This is a genomic window from Mesorhizobium escarrei (assembly GCF_935825525.1).
Taxonomy (GTDB): domain Bacteria; phylum Pseudomonadota; class Alphaproteobacteria; order Rhizobiales; family Rhizobiaceae; genus Mesorhizobium; species Mesorhizobium escarrei.
Genome location: NZ_CAKXZT010000101.1, coordinates 34366 through 55890 on the forward strand (window position 1 = coordinate 34366; position 21525 = coordinate 55890).

Sequence of the window (21525 nt, forward strand, 5' to 3'; positions counted from 1 at the left end):
TATGGCTAAGCTAGTTTTCGTCCATGACGCCAAACTGTTGATCCTCATCACTGATGAAAAAGGGGCAGCCGCATCGAAACTTGACCGATGCACACGGTCGAGCTGCCGGCTACCGACGAGCTCATCGCGCGATGGTCTTCTCGTTGCTGATCCAGCTTTTTGCCTAGCAAACGGCGGTATTCATGGGCACAGATGTCGAGCAGCCGCGCAATCTCGCAAATCAGTCACCGTCGAGTGATTGTGACGCGTTCATAGGCGGCAACGCTCGTCCATTCGGAAAACGTTAAGCACTTCAAGCGGCGCAAGAGCGCCATCACCGGCGCTGCGGTGATTTACGAGCGTGCCGTTAGCAACGAGCGGTCATCCCTATGGCCTCGCCCCACGCTGCTTGGATGTGCTTACGGGCCAACCCGGTCGAGAAAAGCATCGAATGCTGCAGCAACAGCACGAATCACGAAGCGATGCTCCTGCCGCACTCGGATGAAACCCTTTTCGATGTCCACGATCCCGTCCTCGGCCAGCATCGCCAAGCGTTCAGCTGAATCGAGAAAACGGATCGGATCAAATCCATGGGCCGCACAGATTGCCGGCACATCGGCCTCCAAATCGCACATCAGCCGCTCGATGATAGCGGCTCGCGCGCGGTCTTCGTTTGTGAGCCGGTAACCTTTTGACGTCGCCAGATGGCCAGCTGCTATATGCCGGCTGTAGGACTCACGTTTCACCTCGTTCTGGACGTAACCCTCGCCGACCCGCCCGATAGCCGACGCGCCGAAACCGATCAGGGTTTTGCAGGTGTCGGCCGAGTAACCCAGCGAGTTTCGCCGTAGCCGACCACTGGTCTGGGCCAGCGTAAGTTCGTCGTCCGGCAAGGCGAAATGGTCGAGGCCGATCTCTCGGTAGCCGGCCGCAACCAGAGTCTCTGCCACGGCCGCAGCCTGTTCGGCGCGGGCGACGCTGTCCGGCAGCGCAGTATTCTCGATCAGGCGCTGATTCCTTATCACCGATGGAATGTGCGCGTAGCCGAACACGGCAAGCCGGTTGGGACGCATGGCGACAGTCGCCGCCGCAGTCTGGACGCAGGACTCTACCGTCTGATTCGGGAGACCGAAAATGAGATCGAAGTTGATGCCGCTTACTCCATGCCGGCGCAGCTCTTCGACGGCAGCGGCCGTCTGCGCCTCGCTCTGGACCCGGTTGATCGCTTTTTGAACAATCGGATCAAAGCTCTGCACCCCGAGACTGGCGCGGCTCACGTTGGCTGCTCCCAATGCTTCGGCGATCTCGGCCGTGAAGGTGCGCGGGTCAATTTCGACGGCGATCGTAGCGGGTTTCCTGAACGCGAAGCGGCGGCGCAGGAGTTCGATCATGGCCAAAAACCCCGCTGGCCCGATAAGAGTCGGGGTTCCACCGCCGAAATGCACGTTCACGACGAGCCCCTGCTGCACTTGCTCCGAGACCAAACGGATCTCGTCACGCAGAACGGCCACATAGTCGAGGATCGGACCCTGATTGCGGGCAATCGTGGTCGGAAAGCCACAATACCAGCAAATCGATCGGCAGAACGGAATGTGGAGATAGAGCGACACCGGATCGTCAGCCGGCAGACCTCTTAGCCATTCCTCATAGCTTTCGGCCCTGACGGTGGCGGTGAACTCCGGCACAGTCGGATAGATGGTGTACCAAGGCAGGAGAGCCTCGCGATATTCTTTCAGGATAGAGGTCTGCAACAGTTTCGTCCCAAGCTGAAAAGTTGGTCCTTTTACCGCTGCGGACTCCTGTGTCTCTGCGCTATGTCAATTCCATTCCGCTTCGCGGCGTGTAATCACACCGTGCAAGGAAAAGGCGGGATTTGATCCCGCCTTTTCGATGTTTCGCTCACATCATGCTGATCGAGCCGCCAGCCCACAACGGGTCTGGGTGGGGGAAGTCACGCTGGTACCTTCTTTCTAGACCGCTTCTCGGGCGCCGAGACTTCAGGCTCTTTCGCTTTGCGGCCGAGTCCCATTGTCTTGGCCAGGGCAGAGCGCGCAGCCGCGTAGTTCGGCGCGACCATGGGATAGTCCGCCGGCAGACCCCATTTGGCGCGATATTCATTGGGGGTCAGCCCGTGGTGGGTCGACAGATGGCGCTTTAGCGATTTGAATTTCTTGCCGTCCTCAAGGGAGACAATGTAGTCCGGCGTCACCGATTTTCTGATCGGGACGGCCGGCGTCAACACCGTCGGCTCTTGTGCCGAGACGCGACCGGCCGCCGTGCCTTTCAAAGCTTCGTGCACTTGGCCGATCAGGGCAGATAGGTCCCCCACCGGAACGGGATTGTTGGAAACATAGGCTGAGACAACATCTGCGGTAAGCTGGATGAGGTTGTCGATGTTTTTGAAGTCTTCTTCTGGCATGAAACTCTCCGGTGGATTGGTCTGCGGAGCGTCGCTTCTAGTGGTGATTTCCGTTGAAAGCAACAAATCTCGCGACAGGATTGTTCGTTGCTCGTCCAACATTGAGGTCTATAGCGCACATCACGCTGTCGTGACACTTATCTGCGCGGTAATGGCTGTCCATAACTGCGCCAGTATCCGCCGTTCAGTCCCGATCTCGACCGTTTGAACTGCCAAAGGAAGACGCAGAAAGCTTGTAAAGCACCATGAGCCGTGCACTCGCTGGGGGCAGAAAACCTTGCGCGTATGAAACAGGTTGGCGTTGCGGCAGCATATGGCGACAGGCCACGGAACCGACCAAACCCTCAGGCGAAGAAACAGCGATTGCGCGCGCCCACCATTGGAACCCGCCGTCGGGCGATAATACACCGCAGTCACAGTTTCCGCCGCTCGATTGGCTGGTCGGCAGGCACGATTCCCTCGATCCGCTGATCTAGCGCAGGGCGTTCGCAAGCCGCCTGTGGAGAATGGTTTCCGTGCACATCGTAAGGACTCCATTATGAAAATTCTGTTCACTGCGATGGCTGTTGCGCTGGTGGCAGCCACAGCTTTTGCTGCGCAGTTCATTCCGCCAGATCTCAGAGAAACGGCACTGGCCACCTTCGAGCCCTTGCCATTCACGCCGGCGGTCACCAACAACCCGAGCACGCCGGAGAAGATTGCCCTCGGCAAGGCACTGTTCTTCGATCCACGCCTCTCGTCCTCAGGCGTTTTCTCCTGCAACTCGTGCCACAACCTGGCCACCGGGGGCGACGACAATCGTGAAACTTCGATTGGGCATGGTTGGCAGAACGGGCAGCGCAACGCGCCGACGGTGTTTAACTCTGTCTTCAACAAATCGCAGTTCTGGGACGGTCGCGCCGAAGACCTGAAAGCTCAGGCCAAAGGGCCGATACAGGCCGGTGTCGAAATGGCCAACACATCGCATCGAGTAGTCGAGACGTTCAAATCGATGCCGCAATATGTGGAGTGGTTCCATTCAGCTTTCCCGGATGAAGCCGATCCCATCACCTTCGAAAACGTAGCCAATGCACTCGCAGACTACGAGGCGACACTGGTCACGCCGGCCCCCTTCGACGCCTTCCTCAATGGCGATGACACCGCCATCGGTCCCGAAGAGAAACAGGGCCTGGCCCTTTTCATCGAAAAGGGCTGCTCGTCCTGCCATTCGGGTGTCAATCTTGGTGGGCAAGGCTATTATCCATTCGGCCTCGTTGAGAAGCCTACCGCCGACGTTCTGCCGGAGAACGACAAGGGACGATTTGCCGTCACCAATGTACCAGAGGATTCCTATGTTTTCCGCGTGCCGTCGCTGCGCAACGTAGCAATCACCGCGCCATACTTTCATTCGGGCAAGGTCTGGGATCTGAGACAGGCGGTCGCTATTATGGGCACCACCCAGCTTGGCCAAGAGCTAACGCAAATCGAAATCGATCGGATCGTTGCCTACCTTCATTCGCTGACCGGAAAGCGACCGGAGATCGCATATCCCATCTTGCCGCCTGAAACGCCCACGACACCTCGACCTCGGTCGTAGGCGTTGGGAAAACAGACGATCGCGTCGCGTCTGTGAGCATTGATTGACCGATCTGGGCGAATTGCCAGAAGCGTCGTCCGATTGGGCCGCGATACGCGCCGACGATTGAGCGGCGCACGTTGGGGAGGAGCCACTGCCTTGCACCAGCGATGCCCCTCGCGGGGAGATCGCCGGCAGGCCAGGGTGGTGTCCCGTCAGCACCTTCGCAAAGTCACGCCGGCCATCGCCCTCACCAGTCCATCACCACCTTGCCGGAATTGCCGCTCTTCATCGCATCGAACCCGGAAATATAGTCGTCAACGCCGATGCGGTGGGTGATCAGCCCACTGACATCCAGCGGTCCCTGCACAAGCGCGATCATCTTGTACCAGGTCTCGAACATCTCGCGGCCATAAATGCCCTTGAGATGCAGCATCTTGAAGATGACCTTGTTCCAGTCGATCTCGAAGCCGGTCGGCGCAATGCCCAAAATGGCGATCTTGCCGCCATTGTTCATGGTGTCGATCATGTCGCGGAAGGCGGGTGCTGCGCCCGACATTTCGAGGCCGACGTCAAAACCCTCGGTCATGCCGAGCGCCGGCATGACGTCGCGCAGCTTTTCCTTCGAGGCGTCGACGACATGCTGGACGCCAAGCTTTTTCGCCAGCGCCAGCCGCACCGGGTTGATGTCGGTGATGACGACCTTTCGCGCGCCGACGCATTGCGCCACCAGCGCACCCATGATGCCGATCGGACCTGCGCCGGTGACCAGCACGTCCTCGCCGACGAGGTCGAAGGACAATGCGGTGTGCACGGCATTGCCCAGGGGATCGAAGATCGCCGCGATCTGGTCCGGCACATCATCGGGGATCGGCACGACATTGTGCTGCGGGATCGCCAGATATTCGCCGAAGGCGCCGGGACGGTTGACGCCGACACCGAGCGTATTGCGGCAGAGATGCCCTCGCCCGGCACGGCAGTTGCGGCAATGGCCGCAGACGATGTGGCCTTCGCCCGAAACACGCTGGCCGATCTTGTATTCGGTCACCGCCGCACCGAAATCGGCGACCGTGCCGACGAACTCGTGGCCTGTGACCATCGGCACCGGCACGGTCTTTTGCGCCCACTGGTCCCAATTGTAGATGTGGACGTCGGTGCCGCAGATCGCGGTCTTCTTGATCTTGATCAGAACGTCGTTGGGGCCGATTTCCGGCACCGGCACTTCTTCCATCCAGATGCCCGGCTCGGCCTTGGCCTTGACCAGCGCCTTCATCATGTTCGACATCAGAATCTCCTTACACCTATGGTGATTGCGCTTTTCGCGATCCCTTGGATTAGCCTGCACAACGGAAGTTAGGCTCCTAGAGCACGTCCTGTGATCGTTGAATCGACTGTGATGTGACGGCTGCGTTCTGGTTGATTCAACATCCACCGGGATGGAGGTGGACGATGGGAAGAGCATTGAACGGGACATTCGGTCGCGGGTCTCGAAGGCTTTGGACGAGGGCATGTTGGCGCCGCAAGCGGTGGCGCCGTTCAGCGTGGGAGGGCCCAGCGCGATCCGCTGGATTGTGCGGGCGAAGATCGGTGAGCTGGGCGCCAGGCCCGCAAGGCTGCCGCCGCCCCCTCCAGCCTCGACGCATGTAGCCTTCATCGTCGGGCCGATCGAGGAGGGCAGGGACGTCACGCTGAACGATCGTTGTCTTCAAAGAACATAGTCCGGGTACTTGGGGTGGAGCTCTGAACGACTTGCGCCAAACGTCGGCATGGTGATGATCAAGATCGCCCCGAACTGCTACCCTCAGGTGCGACAAGGTCCTGAGCCTCGATAATCAGAAACTTCAAAGGAAAGCCATCTTTCACGGACGGGCATACGACATTTCAATTTACACACGCTTGCCTCGACCGCCTGCACAAGGGGAGGAGGCCAGCACGTCGCGGAAGTGCCCAGCCGCTACAACAACCCCGCCTGCTCAGCCTCGTGGCGCAGATTCTGCCGCGGCCTTGGGCCGATCTTCTGGATCACCAGCCCGGCGGCCAGCGAGCCGAGATCGCCGCAGTCCTTCAGGCTGCGCCCTTGCGTGTAGCCGTAGAGGAAACCGGCGGCATAGAGGTCGCCGGCGCCGGTGGTGTCGACCAGCTCGCGGATTTTCGTCGCATCGATGGTGACGGTCTCGTCGCCGCGCACGATGACCGAGCCCTTTTCAGAGCGGGTGACGGCGGCGATCTTGCAGTCCTTGCGGATCTGGGCCAGCGCCTCATCGAAGGAGGCTGTCTGGTAGAGCGACTTGATCTCGTGGCTGTTGGCAAAGACGATATCGACGGTGCCCGAGCGCATCAGCTCCAGAAACTCCTCGCGGTAGCGGTCGACGCAGAAAGAATCCGACAATGTCATCGACACTTCGCGGCCGGCGGCATGGGCGAGCTTCGCCGTCTGCCGGAACGCTTCCTTGGCGCGCGGCGGGTCCCACAGATAGCCCTCGAAATAGGTGACGGCGGCGCCTGACGCCTTGTCCGCCTCGACATCCTCCGGACCGAGCTCGACGCAAGCGCCGAGATAGGTATTCATCGAGCGCTCGCCGTCCGGCGTGACGAAGATCATCGAGCGCGCCGTCGGCGGTTCGCCATTGAGCGGCCTGGTGTCGAAGGCGACGCCCTGCGCGTGCATGTCATGGGCGTAGATTTCGCCGAGCGCATCGTTCGAGACCTTGCCGAAGAAGGCGGCGCGTCCGCCGAAGCTGGCGACACCCGCCGCCGTGTTGCCGGCGCTGCCCCCGGAGGCTTCGATCGCCGGGCCCATGCGGCTGTAGAGCAACTCGGCGCGCCTCGTGTCGATCAGGTTCATCGCGCCCTTGATGATGCCGTTCGTCTCCAGGAATGCCTCGTCGCACTGGGCGATGATGTCGACGATGGCATTACCGATACAAAGCACGTCATAGTTCGGCATCTATTCATATCTCCGCCAAAAACCCACCCTCTGCCGCGCCGGGCGGGGCGGGTTTTTGCAGGTGTGGAATGGAGTTGCCGTATGCCGCTGCATCCAACATCGGCGCATCACGCTGCTGCCGGTCCTGCCTCACGCAGCAGGTCCTCAGCTCTGTCCGTCCTTTCCCACGTGAACTCCGGCTCTTCGCGGCCGAAGTGTCCGTATGTCGCGGTTTTGCGGTATATTGGGCGTAAGAGATCAAGCATCTTGATGATGCCTTTCGGTCGGAGATTGAAAAGCTCAAGAACGACGCGCTCGATCCTTTTTTCGTCGATCTTTGCGGTTCCGAAGGTATTGATCAGGATAGACACCGGCGCGGCCACACCGATAGCGTAGGCAAGCTGAACCTCGCAGACATCCGCAAGGCCGCTTGCAACGACATTTTTTGCGACGTACCGCGCCGCATAGGCGGCCGAGCGATCAACCTTGGACGGGTCCTTGCCCGAAAAGGCGCCGCCGCCGTGACGCCCCATCCCACCGTAGGAATCGACGATGATCTTGCGTCCGGTGAGCCCGCAGTCGCCGCGCGGCCCACCGACCACGAACCGGCCTGTTGGATTGACCAGGAATCTTATCCCCGTCGTATCCAAGTCGGGGGGCAAGACCGGCCTGATGATCTCCTCAATGACGCCTTCGCGGACCGTGGCTTGTGAGACCTCCCCGTCATGCTGCGTCGACAGGACTATGGTATCAATCGCCACGGGGCGCAGACCTTCATAACGGACGGAGACTTGAGATTTCACATCAGGGCGCAGCCAGCTAAGCCGTCCCGTTTTCCGCACCTCTGCCTGTCTTTTTGTCAAATCGTGAGCGAGTTGGATTGGCACCGGCATCAATGTTTCGGTCTCGTTGCATGCGTAACCGAACATGAGTCCTTGATCCCCGGCTCCCTGCTCGAGATCCTGCCCTCGTCCCTCGTCGACGCCCTGGCTGATGTCGGCCGATTGCTCGGTTAGGGCCAGGACTACCGCGCAATGCCGACCGTCAAAGCCGATGGCATCGTCGTCATATCCAATATCCAAAATGGTATCGCGGGCAACTTGGCTGTAATCGATCTGCGCATGGCTGGTGATCTCGCCAGCCAGAACGACCAATCCCGACTTCACCAACGCTTCACAAGCGACGCGAGCCTCAGGATCCTTACGAAGGATCGCATCGAGGACGGCATCTGAGATATTGTCGGCCATCTTGTCGGGATGTCCTGCGCCGACGGATTCGGAAGAGAACACGAATTGCCTGGTCATGAAATGTCCTCGCTTCAGATGTGTAGTTAGGTGTGACACTTGATTTGGCCGTCTTACCTGTCGGACATCCCAGGGACGTCGAACGCGGCGCAGAAGTCGGCAACGTCTCTCCGCACGCAGGCATGGACGTCCGGATCATCGGGCTGGCGGCAAACCAGGTCGATGAAAGCGGCAATCTGCACCATTTCCGCCTCGCCCATGCCCACGGACGTCACCGCTGGCGTGCCTAAGCGGATGCCGCTTGTGAGCGCCGGATGCCGCCAGTCCCCCGGCACCATATTGAAATTCGTAATGATACCTGCTTGCGATAACCGCTCGGCATAGGCTTTGCCGGACAGCGGCCGGTCCCGAAGGTCAAGGATCAGCATGTGATTGTCAGTCCCCCCGGTGACCAGGTCATAACCTCGCTCCAGAAGCGCCTGGGCCAGAGCCTTGGCGTTCTTAACAATCTGCTGACCGTAGACACGGAAGGACGGGTTCGCTGCTTCGTGCAGAGCGACAGCTAGCGCGGCGATAGTATTCATGTGCGGTCCGCCCTGCAGGAGAGGGAACACGGCACGGTCTATGCGTTTGGCAAGATTGTGGTTGCTTTTCGAATGGTAGAGCGCCTGATAACGGTCTTCATTCCTGGACAAAATGAAGCCACCGCGGGGGCCCCGGATCGACTTGTGAGAGGTGCTGCTGACCACATCGCAATGGCGCACGGGGTTCGGATGCACTCCTGCGACAATTAGGCCACTGATGTGGGCGATGTCGGCCACCAGGTAGGAGTTCACCTCCGAAGCGATTTCGGCCATTGCCGCGTAGTCAAAAATGCGCGGATAAGCAGTTCCGCCGACCCAAATTAGCTTCGGGCGTTCCCGCTTGGCCGTCTCGCGCAAGCGGTCATGGTCAATCTGCTGCGTCTTTTCGTGCAGCCCGTATGGGACTCGCTGATAATCGGTGCCGGAGAAGTTGACTGCCCAACCGTGAGTCAGATGGCCGCCACTGGGAAGGGGCAGGCCCATCATTTTGTCCCCCGGACTCAACAGTGCTCGATAGATAGCCTGATTGGCCGGCGAGCCGGAATATGGCTGGACGTTAGCGTGTTCACAGCCGAATAGCGCCTTCAAGCGCTCGATAGCGAGGCTCTCAAGCTCATCGACGATCTCGTTTCCGGCGTAATAGCGCGCACCGGGGTATCCCTCGGCATACTTGTTGGTGAAAATCGACCCGGTCGCTTCCAACACCGCGGAGGAGGCAAAGTTCTCGGAGGCGATAAGTTTGAGAGTTGTCCGCTCCTGGCGCTCCTGTCTTAGAAGCAGTTCGTGAACGCGACAATCTACGGCGGCAAGGTGAGGCCGCCCGTAAGTGTCGGGCTGCGTGATGGCGCCGCCGGCCGAATTGTCCATGGCAGTTTCGCGCTCCAATTGGACTAATCCTATTTCAAGACATGCAGCCGGTTCCCTTGGACCGCGCGCCTTGTATCGCTTCCAGGCGTTTTAGGTCTTGTCTGTGATAGCCATCGCCGTGGGGCAGAAGATCGACCAACAGTTGAACTAGGCCACCATCCCTTCCTGCTGCTTCGAGATGGTACGAGGGCCGCGGACGTTGTTCGTTGCCGAGAAATCCGGCTCTGGCGAGCTGTCGGACATGTCCCATAACGTGCTCGCGGGGCAAAGCCAGAACTTCTGCCAGCTCGCAGACGGTGAGGTCCGCATGCGCGCAAAGTCCCAGGATCCGAAGCCGATCAAGATGAGCAGCCGCCCTTAGGCTCCTGACCAGTTTCATCATCGGTTGGGCAGTCGTCCTATTGCTTCCGTCCATTTAGCGTCCTCCAGGCCTTTCAGAGGCAATTTTCTTGTCCGCTCGACCGCATGGCACTCGTTTCCCCGGCCAACGTGGGTGCTCTTGCCGGCATTGCTTAAACCCGAGCTGAAGGTTTTTGGCTCGGTACACGGCGCCACGGTCTCGAACCCACTTGCGTCAGATGAAAGGATAACCATTCCCAGCGGATTGGAGTGCTAAGAGTCTACGATTTTCTTTGAAGGATCTGTTGCAAGCAGGCCATCGGATAAGATTGGCGGCTGGTCCGATGAGGATAAAATACAGGCCCACCATTGGCCCCATTGCTTGCGATCGTCTCAGCATTCAGGAGTTCTGGTCGACCCTTGAGGAGCATCTCGTTGCGGCGGCCGCCCAGAACGTTGCCTGTGAGGACCTGGGTCCGACGCGACAGGGGCGATGGTGCCCGGCGCTTGCCTGAACAGCCAAGTGTGGCGTTCATCCGCGTCGCTCAGGTAGGCTAGGGCAACCGGCAAGATGATCGCGCCACTCAGTGGCTGCCAGTCTGAGTCCTTCCTGAGGGTCTGGTCGATTCCAGTCGAACCGCACCTGCTGGTCACGGTGGTGTGTGTCGCCCGTCGAGCTGCGGAATCAATTGGGAGTGTTCCTTCTTCCATCCGACCGCAGTGATCGGTCAGTCCCACAGCCAAGGTTCGCGTTTTCGCGGCCGAACTGCAGAGCTCTGGCCAAAGCCAGCTGCGCTGCGCCGTTTCCGAAACGTCTAGTCACATTTGCGAAGTGCGTGTTGGAATTGGTGACTCCGTGACACATTATCGCCACCGTTTAGCCGCGGCGTTGTCCCAATCTTCCACGAGATAGCCGGCGTTGCCCTGAGACGGTTCGGTCTGGCACCGGCTCAAACCAGCCCCCCCGCTCAAGGGTCAGTGCCGGATCGAACCACCCTGCATCTCTTCTGAAAAAATCAGGTGCGACGCCCCGAAAAGCAGATGTCAGGGATCCGAGGCAAGCTGACCGCGTCATTCAATTAGGGCCGCCTAACGCGGCCGCATTGTACCGCCGCTCCGCTAAGACGGGGCTGTGCGGCGCCGCCAGTGTAATCGCTGAATGCCAAGCCGCTTATTGCGGAACTTAACGTACACAACTCGGGCCGCAGTGAGCCGCATCCTGATCCTGACCGCTGATGCTTAGGCTAGGTCGCACCGTCTTTAGTGCATCCGGGAGAAGCCCCTTCGTCAGCTAGACGTCAGCCACACGGCCTATCAAACCTGCCGCGCCTATTCAGGCTGAACTCAATGCGAAACATGGGGTGCGGACGTAATGTATGGTCGAACTGCTGGCTCGTTCCTATTTTCACTGGCCCAATTGGTGAAGCTAACGAAACAAATCAGTTGCTGGCCGTCGAGCAAAAACGCCGGAAGGGATTTGCGGAACCGTTCGTTCGGCCGGATGCACCTAGCCGGTGCAGGTTCCAGTGGCAGCCCATCGGCGTCACGGCGAGCAACGGTGCCTGTGAAAGGCGGTGTGCGACCGACCCGCTCCTAATCCCCGCAAACTTGAGAGCAATACTCAACCCACCAAGTTTCGGGGTGAAAGCCCTGAGGCACTGGGCTGAGCGACATCAGCCCTCAACATCATGACAGCCTATTGCCGACCTGGAGATGGAATATGACGGGCCTTGGCCGAACTGGGAGATCGCGCATTGGGAATGCTGGGGCCGGATCGAGCAGTTCACGCTGGGAATCAGGTGGTATCCGTGGGGAGCCCACCGGATGCGTTCTGTGCCTCGATAGAACGACGTCATCCGTCGCCACTGCACGAAGGTCTTCGCTGGCCCGGCTGCTACACCCCGAATCCTGGATACTGCGCTACGTGCAACCTCGGGGCCAGGCGCAGGTACTGAGCAGCGGCGCCGTTTTCGCTCAGTGTCGGGGCGTGGAGCCGCAACGCCGGTCACAAGCCAGGTGTCTGCTTCGGGTATGGTCGGTGCGACTCCCGTGACCGACGAAGATGTCACCGCAGCAAGGCGACGAATGCAAGGCCTGCTTGACGAACTCCGAGATTGCCGTGATGCGGCCGGGCAGGCCAAGGACTCGGAGAAGAAGCAAGAGCTGCGCGATCGGGTCGTTGATGCAACCTCTGCGGTTCTGGGCTGCCGAGCGAGCCTGCCCTTGTCTGTAGCGCGTAGCATTCTGTCCGACAATCAGGCCCGTCGACTCCGCGATCATGCCCTTTGCGTGGGGGACAAATGCAACGCAAAAGGCTCCAGTACTATCTCCTCCCTGGAAGCGCATAGGAACCGTGCGGCTAAAGTGTTCATGCTGCTCCAATCCAACGCCACACACGACCAGCTGAGCCAAGCCGCTTCCACCGTGGCGACGCACTATGCGGCCTGCATGGAGTGGTGGCAAAAGAAGGCACGCCGCTGCGAAATGATGCGCTCCGTCTGCGCCGCCACTGCCAACTTACCAGGTGCAACAGCCGAGATGCGGCAAGTCGAGCAGGCCGCGCTGCGGCTGCGCGCCGGCTGGGCGCTGAATACCAAGTTCATGCAACTGCAATCTCGGATCGCTCTCGCGCGGGTTACGATTGAGCCGCAGGCGAGCACGTTCGAAGCACGCGCCAGGGAAATTCTCATTGGTGAGAACGAGCAAGTGCGTCTGCTGGGAACCTTCATGGGCGACGTCTTTCCGGCATTCCTCTCGACGGGCGACGCTGTTCTGCGCAGCAATGGGCGCCCACTCGACGCACATCACTGCGCTGTTTTGGAAGGAGTCATGGGACGGCTTTCGGATTTTGCGACGGCCTTGCAGCACATTCGGACCAAACTAGACGATCACCAAGCAGGTGCCGACCTCCCATTGGAACATTTGGGCCAGATCGTGGACGATGCCAGGATCATTGCGCACGAGGTCATGCACTTCCTCGCGCTGCAGCCGAACGCGCCAGCCATCATCAAGCCGCCAGCTGGCGCCGGGGCTTCGGCCGCGCGGCAGCCGGAACCGCGAATCGTGGCGACCGTCAGCGACTCTGTGCCAGAAGCCAAGATTCTCGTGCGCTCGGATCCAGGCACGAAGAAGCTCGTGAGCGCGAATGAAGCGCATGCGAGTTGGGCGGCAGATTTGGAGATGTGGCAAGCCCCGGTGCCGGTGGAGGCCCTGAAGAAACTAGTCACACGGGCGGACAAACTTTTGCAGTTCGATCTGCCTGGTCCGGAAGCGCGCCAGATGAAGCCAGAGGACGCCGAAAACGCCGTGGGCACCGTGGTCGAGCTCCTGCAAACGCAGGTCACCGAGATGCAGGCCTGTCTCGCCGCACTGGATGACCCTCGTCGACGCGTCCTACTCACGCCTGCGCAAATACAAGACGCGCACGACAAAACTGTCCGGCTCAACGTGATGTTGTCCGAGCCACAGAGACTGGCCAAGGCTTTGGGTAACGGAAAAGCCGCTATTTCCATCGATTGCATGAAGACTACCCCTTTCCCACGCAGAAGTAGCTTGAACACTTGGCGGCGGCCAAGGAGTTGAAGCCTGCGGATCGACCTCGACGCGTCTCGCTCGGCTGCGCGACGCCATGATCCGTAAGCAGATGCCGATAAACGATGCGGTGCTTGAGGTTCGAAGGCCCAGCAGTTCGGCGCGGCTCCTAGAAGGACGCACAGCTAAAGCTGCCGCGCCGCGACGATCTTGCTTGCGGGTCAGCCTCACAGTGAGGGCATCGAGTATCTCTCTTCAAGAGCGACCGCGTCACCTTTCGTTCCCGGGCCTTTGTGGCCTCTTGCGTTGCGTGCCGGCAAACGCCCACAAAACGAGCTGCTGAGCTGAGCTTCTGGTGATGCTCCGACATCAGTCTTGGCGAATGGCAGTAGCTGGCGGCTGCCACTCGATGAAATAAGAGCCGGATTGCGAGGCTCTGATATGTGCATGCAATGCGGTGCATGTGCACAGCTAGGCGGACCGCGCCAACGCACTCCGTCCGGACTTCCTTCAAAGCGTAAGCGACAGGTTGAGATTGTGCTGCACCATCTCATTCCCAGGCTCTGTTTCGAGAGCTTGCCGATACAGCACCTGTGCTGCGTCATGCCGCCCATCAAGGTCCAAGATCACTCCCTTCGCGTTCAATGCGCGCAAATTTCCTGGGGCCGCAACCAAGACCGTGTCGACTACCTGAAGCGCCTCATGCGCGCGCTGCTGGGCCACCAACGCATTCGTAAGACGGATCGCCGCATCGACATTGTCCGGGTGCTGCTTCAGCTCATCGCGCAAAGCCCGCTCTTGAGCATCCTGGCCGACTGCCCGCAAGATGCGTTCGCGCATAGCCGGATCGATTTGCTTGGCGTTGAGCAGCTCTGGGGATGACGTCTCCTTCACTGAAAGAGCAGGCCTGTCCAAGCTGGCGCAACCGCCGAGAGGCAGCAGTGCGAGTACAGAAAAGAGAAGTGAGTTCAGACGAAAATACCTAAATGGTCTGACAACTGTATTATGGTATGAATTCATGTTTGATCCTCAATTATAACGGGGCGCTATTACTCAGTAGTTGCAAGGCGGATTGGCTTTAATCTGATAGACCACTGATCAGTTCAGGCGGGAGTTTGACGGAACCGGCGGGTCTAATTGTAAAATCGGAGGCGAGCTCTTGATAAGACAGCACGGCAAGATCGATCCCGTTTCGGGTGAAAAAGCCGCGGACGAAGCGTCGAATATCCATTGAGGTTAAAACGACAGGGCGGGTCTGACCCGGTGCTGCGTTCGAAAGGATCTGACGCATCTGTGACAGCAGCGCTTCGCTTTGCCGATCCTCTAATACGAGGAAGGGACCTGCAGCCGAATCTCGAACTGCACTACGCATCACATCCTCACTCTCACGTTCGACGACCAAGGCGTGCACGATGCCCTCTGTATTGGCATAGCGGTGACAGATCTGCCGCTTCAAACCAGAACGAACATATTCCGTGAGCAGTGCGACGTTTTGCTCACGTTCACTCCACTCCGCCAACCCTTCCAAGAGAAGCCGCGTGTGGCGGATCGGGATGCCTTCATCCAGGAGCCGGCGCAGCACATCCGCAATCCGAGGGATCGGCGTGGTGCGCAGCACCTCCTTCACCAGATCAGAATAGTCCTGCTCCATTCGGCCTATCAATTGGCGGGTCTCCTGAATACCGACCAACCGCGGTGCGAAGCGGGTCAACGCTGTATGGATGCGCAACGCGAGGAATTCGCCAGGACCGTAATGCGTGATGCCGGCACCCTTGAGAGCCGGTGCATGGCTTTGGTCGGCCACGAGTCTGTCCGTTTTTGGATCACGCCGAAAGGGGATACCGCTCGATTCGATGTTCGCCACATCGTCTTTGAGCACTAGCTGGCTCGAATCTAACACATCCTGTTCAACTGGCACCCCCTCGATGTCTATTCGAAACTGCGCCTCCAGCAACTGCTGGTCGACGGTGATAGGGATGGGGGGAACGACAATGCCTAGATCGGCTGAGACTAGTTGCGAAACCCGCGCAATCTCCTGCTGCAATTCGACTTGTTCGATCGCTTGCATCAGGTCTGGCGCAAGGAAGAAAGCGATCGGACATTCCTGCGCGGGCGCGGTTTGCTTTTGAGTGTCGCCTGCAGCTCCAGTTCTGGTATCGACAACATCGCCTTTGACAAAGCTTATCGCGGCGAAGATTGCGGCCAATATCAAAAAGACGGGCAGGGGGAAGCCAGGAACGAACCCCATTAAAACCAGGACGCAAGCTGCCACCCGCAATGGTCGCTTGCTGGCCGTGAGCTGATTCACTATTTCGGTACCAAGGTTGACCCTCGCCGCCCCAGTGACACGAGTGACGACGGTCGCCGCTGTAATTGAGAGCAGCAGGGCCGGAATCTGCGATATCAATGCGTCGCCTATCGTTAGCAGAGTATAGTGATGCAGCACATCGCCGAAGGACATGCCCTTCGAGAGCAGGCCGATCGATATTCCACCCAACATGTTGATGAAGATAACCACCAGTCCGGCGATGGAATCGCCCTTCACAAATTTCATCGCGCCATCCATCGCGCCGTAAAGTTGGCTTTCCTTCTCCAATGCGGCGCGCCGCCTGCGAGATTCGTTCGCATCGATGTGGCCGTTGCGTAGCTCTGCGTCGACCGCCATTTGCTTTCCCGGCAGAGCGTCGAGCGTGAAGCGCGCCGCCACTTCTGCTACGCGTTCGGCGCCCTTCGCCAGGACCATGAATTGCACCATGGTGACGACCAGAAATATGACGAAACCCACCACGATATTGCCCGAGATCACGAAATCGCCGAACGTATGGATGATGGCGCCTGCCTCCCCCTCGGCCAGGATCAGGCGCGTCGTTGCGACGGTGAGGGCCAGGCGGAATACGGTGGAAAGCAAAATGATGCCGGGCAAAGAGGAGAGATCAAGTGGAGTACTGACATACAGGGCAACCATCATCAGCAGGATGGCCAATCCCATATTGAATCCTATCAGCGCGTCGACCACCACGATCGGGATAGGCATGACCATCATAGCGATAGCCAGAAGCAGCATCAACGCGACCATTAGGTCCGGGTTGGCCGGCGAACGCTTGATGAAGTTACGCAGGACGTTGGCCATCGAGGCCCCCTTTACGATCGCTTGAGATTATTCTGCTAGGCAGTGAAGCGTAGCATTCGAAGTCTGAGAGCCTCGTCCACATTGGGCGGCCCGCCAGCGGCAGACTGTGCATGAGAACCAGAGACATGCGCGAAGTTGGCTGGTCAGCAGGTGTTTCAGTCTGTCCAGGTTTGTCGGTACCGGGCGCGGCAGAATGGTTGCTGGCCATACAATTCTGATAGTAGGTGCGGACTAGTACGGGAGAGCAGCAAGGCGGCCATTACGGCTCAGCAGCACACGACCGTCCTCGATCCTGTCGACCGTCCACCCATCATCCAGAACGGCGCCAACAAAATACTTCTCACCATCTATGATAAGATACGGTTGAGAACCATGCCAAACGGCTTCAACTGCGATTGCGGATGGCGCCTTTTCGTCTTTTATGAGCACTCCATTGACCAGTGCTAGAGCGCCCTTGGTGCGATGATCGAACCACTCCTGGAGCTTCCGCCAACCGATGACTGTTTCAGACGTGACGGTACCCTCCGCTGTCACAACACCCCTTGCCGAGCCGACCTTAACATTGAGTAGACCCGCCCTATCGACTTCCTCCTGCAGCTCTTTGGCCGCTGCCTCCGCAATCTGGTCGTTGGCGCGGTGATTGGTCCGCTTCGACTCATGATCGACACTGGGTGAATTGAGTCTCGATGCACCACCGTCCCCGTTATAGGAGAAAATGGCTGAGAGCGTACCGACCGCTAGAGAGCTGACCATTACCATGGCCAGAACACGCATCGAGAGGCGTGGTATGCCGATCGGACCACTTAGCACTTCATCCTGCACGGACCAGAGAATGGACATCTCGCCTGCGAGAACGACGGCAGGAAGTGGCACCACAGCGCAGTCGCCCGCGGCGATATTCCGCTTACCCTTGATGCTGAGTCCGGCTGCAAGCGCCTCGACCTCGATCGAGTTGCCAAGAAGAGTTATACGAAAATGATGCGGTGCCAATCCTTGCTCGACGAAGATCATATCGGCGTCTAAGCCGCTGCCGATTAAGCTCGTTTCGAGAGCAGTCTTACCTGTCAATCCGCAATAGAGCCCCGACAGAACTTCGAAATTAAGAGAAACGGCGTCATTCAAGGATGACCTCCCGAACAAGAGAGAAGCCGCACGGCAATTGCCGTGCGGCTCATTTCGGTTCCACATCGCGCCACCTGGCGACGCGATCAGGGCTACCCTAGAGCCCCGCTTCCAACACTACTGAACGCGCTCGTCGGCCGCCTTCTTGATTGTGTTGAGGTTGGTCGTAACGGTGCGCAGCTGTATACTCCTAGCCGTAGCTTCCAAGCTAACCGCCGTTAGCTCGGCGATTTGCGCCTGGAAAGCCGCATTCCCAGCGGTTTTGGTAGCTACGTCTGCAGCGATCGAAGTGCCAGTACCAGCCGCACTGGTAGCCGTACCTGCTTTACTCATATTGTTTTCCTTTCTGTTGAAACTGTGCCGTTACCACGGCACCCACCTCCTGACGCGGACCATCCAGCGTCAGGCATCCTCTTCAGTGTCTGCTAGCGCTTCGTCGGCATCAGCCATGGCATCGTTCAAAATAGTTAGCGCAACGGAGTGGAGAACTGTTTCGAAGGCGTCAGCTAGAGCTTGCGCTTCATCCCCAGAGATGGTCTGACCGTCCACCGGATCTTTCCCGCCAACCGGCTTGCTATCGTCGTCTTTCCCGCCAACCGGCTTGTTCGGGTCATCATTCCCACCAACCGGCTTGTTGTGACCAGTTTGGCCAGTGGACGGGTCCTGTGGTTGGCTGTTCGGATCTCCACGCCCCCTACTGGCCAAGGAAACGATGTTGCCAACTCCACTCCCAATTCCCGCGATCATCAAGTACTCCTGCATCCGTTTCAATCGACGGCGACGCCCAAAAGATAATCTCATCAAGCTACGAGCAGGAGCTTTCGAGAACCTGACGAGTCTGGACAAAAAAGCGGCTACCGGAGAATAATGATCGAGCAGGGTTCGGGCTCCTGCAAAGCGGTAAAGGTAGGCACTGCGCTCTGCAGCAGGAATAGGGCCTGACAGGAGCCTGACAGCCGCCGACATTCTTCCGACAAATTTCCAAGGCTTCCTTGCTATGATAACATTGTATGGAGCCGCAACGCAGATATTCCCAGCTTTCTCGCGGTGGCGGGCTGAGGCCGCGATAGGCGAACTCCGAGCCCTTGCTTGGCCGGAGCGTCTTCAGATACCGACCTGCGCCAGAGCAAGCGGCAGTGTCGACAGCACAACTGCACTTCCGGACGATATCTCACCTCAGCATCGGCAGATGCTGCTGAGGGCAGCGATGATCTGATCGCAGCATAACCCCCTCGGTGATTTTCATTAGTAGCTGGACGCGGGGGCGCATCACCGCACCCAGGTCACACCACCAACTTCGGGCTTTTCCGGCCCATGACGAACGGGAACGACGTTTCGCCTCCATTTGACAGCACGGCGCTCCTCCTTCTCGTCACACCGAGGAGCTCAGGCTCGCCGCCGAATCCAGCGAGATCCAAGGGCGTTGCTCCACGCCGGATTGTGCGTGAATTCAGCCGATCAGAGCTGGAGAGCCGCAGAGGCAGCCCGTGTCAGCACGGGCGATCTCTGTCGATTCCAAAGCTCTGCATCCACATACGTCGCTGTCACCTCGACGCTGTCTCAGGCTGGAACCGAGCCTGTGCTACAGCGTTTTGTCCCCTCACGTAACCCTAGATAAAGTGACAGCGTCTCCGCAACCCCGACGACCTGACACGGCGCTTTTGCAGGCCGGTGTAGGCCCAGCGTGTTGTCGTCAATGGTTAAACGCTTGAGGTCGGATGTCGGCGTCCAGAAGAAACCCTCCGTCAGCTAATCGTCAGCCAAGCGGTTTATCTAGACTTGCCGTGCCTAACCGACCCGAAGCCAACGTAAAGATAGCAGTGCAAATGCTGGCATAGCAATTGGTACCCGTCCGATCCGCATTAGACACGCATTGCGAAGCTGACGAGGCAAATCAGTTCGAGCCGGCGGCACAAAAGCAATCAGGAAGTCAAGGTTGTGGGGCGCGTTTCCGATGAGTTTTGCCGAAGCGGTTCAAGGCGGCAGCCGATCTTCGGTGTAAGTGCACGAAGAGTAGTGCCGGGAAACGGGAGCGTGCGAGGCTGGCCGATCTTGGGCGGCTAGTGAAGGTGCACTTTGGCCGTCGTGGGCCCCGGCTGACCGGGACGGCTGAGGAAAAGATGCCGTTGTTTCCGAGACGCCATGCCACGTGCCATCTGGCGATTGCGCTCATCAATGCCTTGTTACACGAGGGCCTAGCGACATCGGCCCCTAACAGCATAGACATTCTCGCCTAATAACGGAGACGGAATATGACGGGCATTGGCCGATCTGGAAGATCGCGGACTGAAAAGGGAGCCAGCAGTGCGGGGGAGGCGAGCAGTTCGCGCTCGCAATCAAGTCTTGCCCCTGGGCAGGGCGGCCAAGCGTTCCATGCCGTCGTGGAGCAGATGCGCTCCGTGAATATAGATAGAAGGACGCCCTCCGTTCGCGGTGCCGATGATGCCCTGCGCGACAGGCCGTCTGGTCCAGTCGTTGGCGTAGGCCGAACCCTGGAACCTGCGCGGCATGCAACTGGCGCGGCACGTCCAGCCAATTCGCGGCGGCGCAGTGTTCACTCAACGTCGGAGGGTGCGGCCGCCCTGGCGCCGGTCGCCAGCGAGCCGCCAACTTCGGATGTGACAGTCCCCTTTTCCTTGTCAGACGAAGAAGTGAAGGAAAAGCGACGAATGGACATTCTGCTGGCGGTAGCGGACGCTCGCTATAAGGCGGCCAGGCAAGAACCGGGCGTGCAAGGGCCGGTCGATCAGGTCATCGCTGCAGGCTCAGCAGCTCTGGACCACTACAGGAGCCTAGCCCCGGCTGTGGCGCGGACAATTCAGGACAGCAAGGTGATTGAGTGCCGCTACCTCGTGTGGGATTCGGTGCAAGAATATAGCCGCCTTGCGGTACCGGATATCCGCAAATTGCGAGAAAAAATCAAGGGATTAGCGATCGGGCTGACTCAATCCACGGCTACCCCGGAGAGTGTGGTGGAGGCGCATGCGGCCTGCGTGGATTGGTGGAAAAAGAAGGTAGCGCACAGCGAACAGGGGCGAGCCGCCTGGCGCGCCACTGCCAGCTTGCCAAGTGCAACAGCCAAGATGCGGCAGGAAGAAGAGGCCACGCTGCGGCTGGCAACCGGCTCGGTAGTGCATAGCAAGCTCGTGTATCTGCAATCTCGGATCGATCTCGCGCGGGCGAAGATCGAGCCGCAGGCGAGCACGTTCGACGCACCCGTCAGGGAAATCCTCATGGTTGAGAATGGGCGAGTGCGTCTGCTGGAAGCCTTCAGCGGCGACGTTTTACCGGCATTCCTTTCGACACAGAACGCTGTTCTGAGCAGCGGTGGGCACCCACTCGACGCAGATCACTGCGCCGTTTTGGAAGGAGTCATCGAGCGGCTTTCGGAGTTTGCGTCCGAGTTGCAAGTCATCCGGACCGCCCTAAACGATCACCAAACAAGTGCCGACCTCCCATTGGAACTGTTGAGCCAGATCGTGGAAGGCGCGTGGATCGTCGGGCACGAGGTTATGCACTTGCTGGAACTGCAGCCGAAGCCGCCAGCCGTTGCACTGCCGCCCGACGCTGGCGCTGTGATACCAGCCGAAACTGCCGGCAAGGCTGCAATGACCGAAGGCACCGCAGCGCGCAAGAAAGGGAAAGGCAACCACAAGCCGGCCGCCGGCGCTGGGAGTTCGGCGGCCGGGCGGCCCGAGCCGCAAGTTGTTGCGGCCGTCAGCGACTCGGCGCAAGCAGCCAAGGTTCTCGTGCGCTCGGATCTGGGCACGAAGAAGCTCGTGAGCGCGAGCGAGGCGCATGCGAGTGCGTCGGCGGCGGGCGCAAACTT

12 protein-coding genes and 1 pseudogene are annotated in these 21525 nt (G+C 59.1%); 3 read left to right on the top strand and 10 right to left on the bottom strand.

Features of this window, described 5'->3' with window-relative positions:
- Positions 1 to 398: 398 nt before the first annotated feature.
- Entirely contained in the window at positions 399 to 1730 is a 1332-nt protein-coding gene (gene hemN, locus NMG80_RS06585) for an oxygen-independent coproporphyrinogen III oxidase (protein ID WP_254017392.1), read from the bottom strand.
- Positions 1731 to 1930: 200 nt separating this feature from the next.
- A complete protein-coding gene (locus tag NMG80_RS06590; protein ID WP_254017460.1) occupies positions 1931 to 2398 on the bottom strand; it encodes a Ros/MucR family transcriptional regulator in 468 nt (155 codons plus the stop codon).
- A gap of 538 nt (positions 2399 to 2936) precedes the next feature.
- On the opposite strand from NMG80_RS06590, the gene NMG80_RS06595 reads away from it, so the two are divergent.
- Complete coding sequence (locus tag NMG80_RS06595) at positions 2937 to 3974, top strand: cytochrome-c peroxidase (RefSeq protein WP_254017461.1); 1038 nt, start codon at positions 2937 to 2939, stop codon at positions 3972 to 3974.
- Positions 3975 to 4203: 229 nt separating this feature from the next.
- On the opposite strand, the gene tdh is transcribed toward NMG80_RS06595, so the two are convergent.
- From tdh to glyA, 4 genes are all read right to left on the bottom strand, one after another.
- On the bottom strand, positions 4204 to 5238 hold the full coding sequence (gene tdh / locus NMG80_RS06600; RefSeq protein ID WP_254017393.1) for an L-threonine 3-dehydrogenase: 1035 nt from the start codon (positions 5236 to 5238) through the stop codon (positions 4204 to 4206).
- Positions 5239 to 5907: 669 nt separating this feature from the next.
- On the bottom strand, positions 5908 to 6900 hold the full coding sequence (locus NMG80_RS06605; RefSeq protein WP_254017394.1) for an adenosine kinase: 993 nt from the start codon (positions 6898 to 6900) through the stop codon (positions 5908 to 5910).
- Between the two features lie 107 nt (positions 6901 to 7007).
- Positions 7008 to 8183 (bottom strand): methionine adenosyltransferase, encoded by a 1176-nt coding sequence (gene metK, locus NMG80_RS06610; protein ID WP_254017395.1) that lies wholly within the window; start codon positions 8181 to 8183, stop codon positions 7008 to 7010.
- A gap of 53 nt (positions 8184 to 8236) precedes the next feature.
- Positions 8237 to 9574: a serine hydroxymethyltransferase gene (glyA, locus tag NMG80_RS06615; protein ID WP_254017396.1), complete on the bottom strand. Its 1338-nt coding sequence runs from the start codon at positions 9572 to 9574 to the stop codon at positions 8237 to 8239.
- A 2388-nt stretch (positions 9575 to 11962) separates the two neighbouring features.
- Here glyA and NMG80_RS06620 point away from each other — a divergent pair.
- Complete coding sequence (locus NMG80_RS06620) at positions 11963 to 13495, top strand: hypothetical protein (RefSeq protein ID WP_254017397.1); 1533 nt, start codon at positions 11963 to 11965, stop codon at positions 13493 to 13495.
- A 459-nt stretch (positions 13496 to 13954) separates the two neighbouring features.
- Here the strand turns inward: NMG80_RS06620 and NMG80_RS06625 are convergent, their stop codons facing one another.
- The 4 genes from NMG80_RS06625 to NMG80_RS06640 form a co-directional block, all read right to left on the bottom strand.
- Positions 13955 to 14464: a tetratricopeptide repeat protein gene (locus NMG80_RS06625; RefSeq protein ID WP_254017398.1), complete on the bottom strand. Its 510-nt coding sequence runs from the start codon at positions 14462 to 14464 to the stop codon at positions 13955 to 13957.
- Positions 14465 to 14522: 58 nt separating this feature from the next.
- Positions 14523 to 16574 carry a type III secretion system export apparatus subunit SctV gene (gene sctV, locus NMG80_RS06630; protein WP_254017399.1) on the bottom strand — a complete coding sequence of 684 codons (2052 nt, stop codon included), beginning with the start codon at positions 16572 to 16574 and terminating at the stop codon, positions 14523 to 14525.
- A gap of 231 nt (positions 16575 to 16805) precedes the next feature.
- Positions 16806 to 17696 carry a SctD/MshK family protein gene (locus NMG80_RS06635; protein ID WP_254017400.1) on the bottom strand — a complete coding sequence of 297 codons (891 nt, stop codon included), beginning with the start codon at positions 17694 to 17696 and terminating at the stop codon, positions 16806 to 16808.
- A gap of 402 nt (positions 17697 to 18098) precedes the next feature.
- Positions 18099 to 18443, bottom strand: coding sequence for a hypothetical protein (locus NMG80_RS06640; RefSeq protein WP_077376423.1), 345 nt, complete (start codon positions 18441 to 18443; stop codon positions 18099 to 18101).
- A gap of 1922 nt (positions 18444 to 20365) precedes the next feature.
- On the opposite strand from NMG80_RS06640, the pseudogene NMG80_RS37755 reads away from it, so the two are divergent.
- A pseudogene (locus NMG80_RS37755) lies at positions 20366 to 21525 on the top strand (hypothetical protein); the annotation flags it as partial.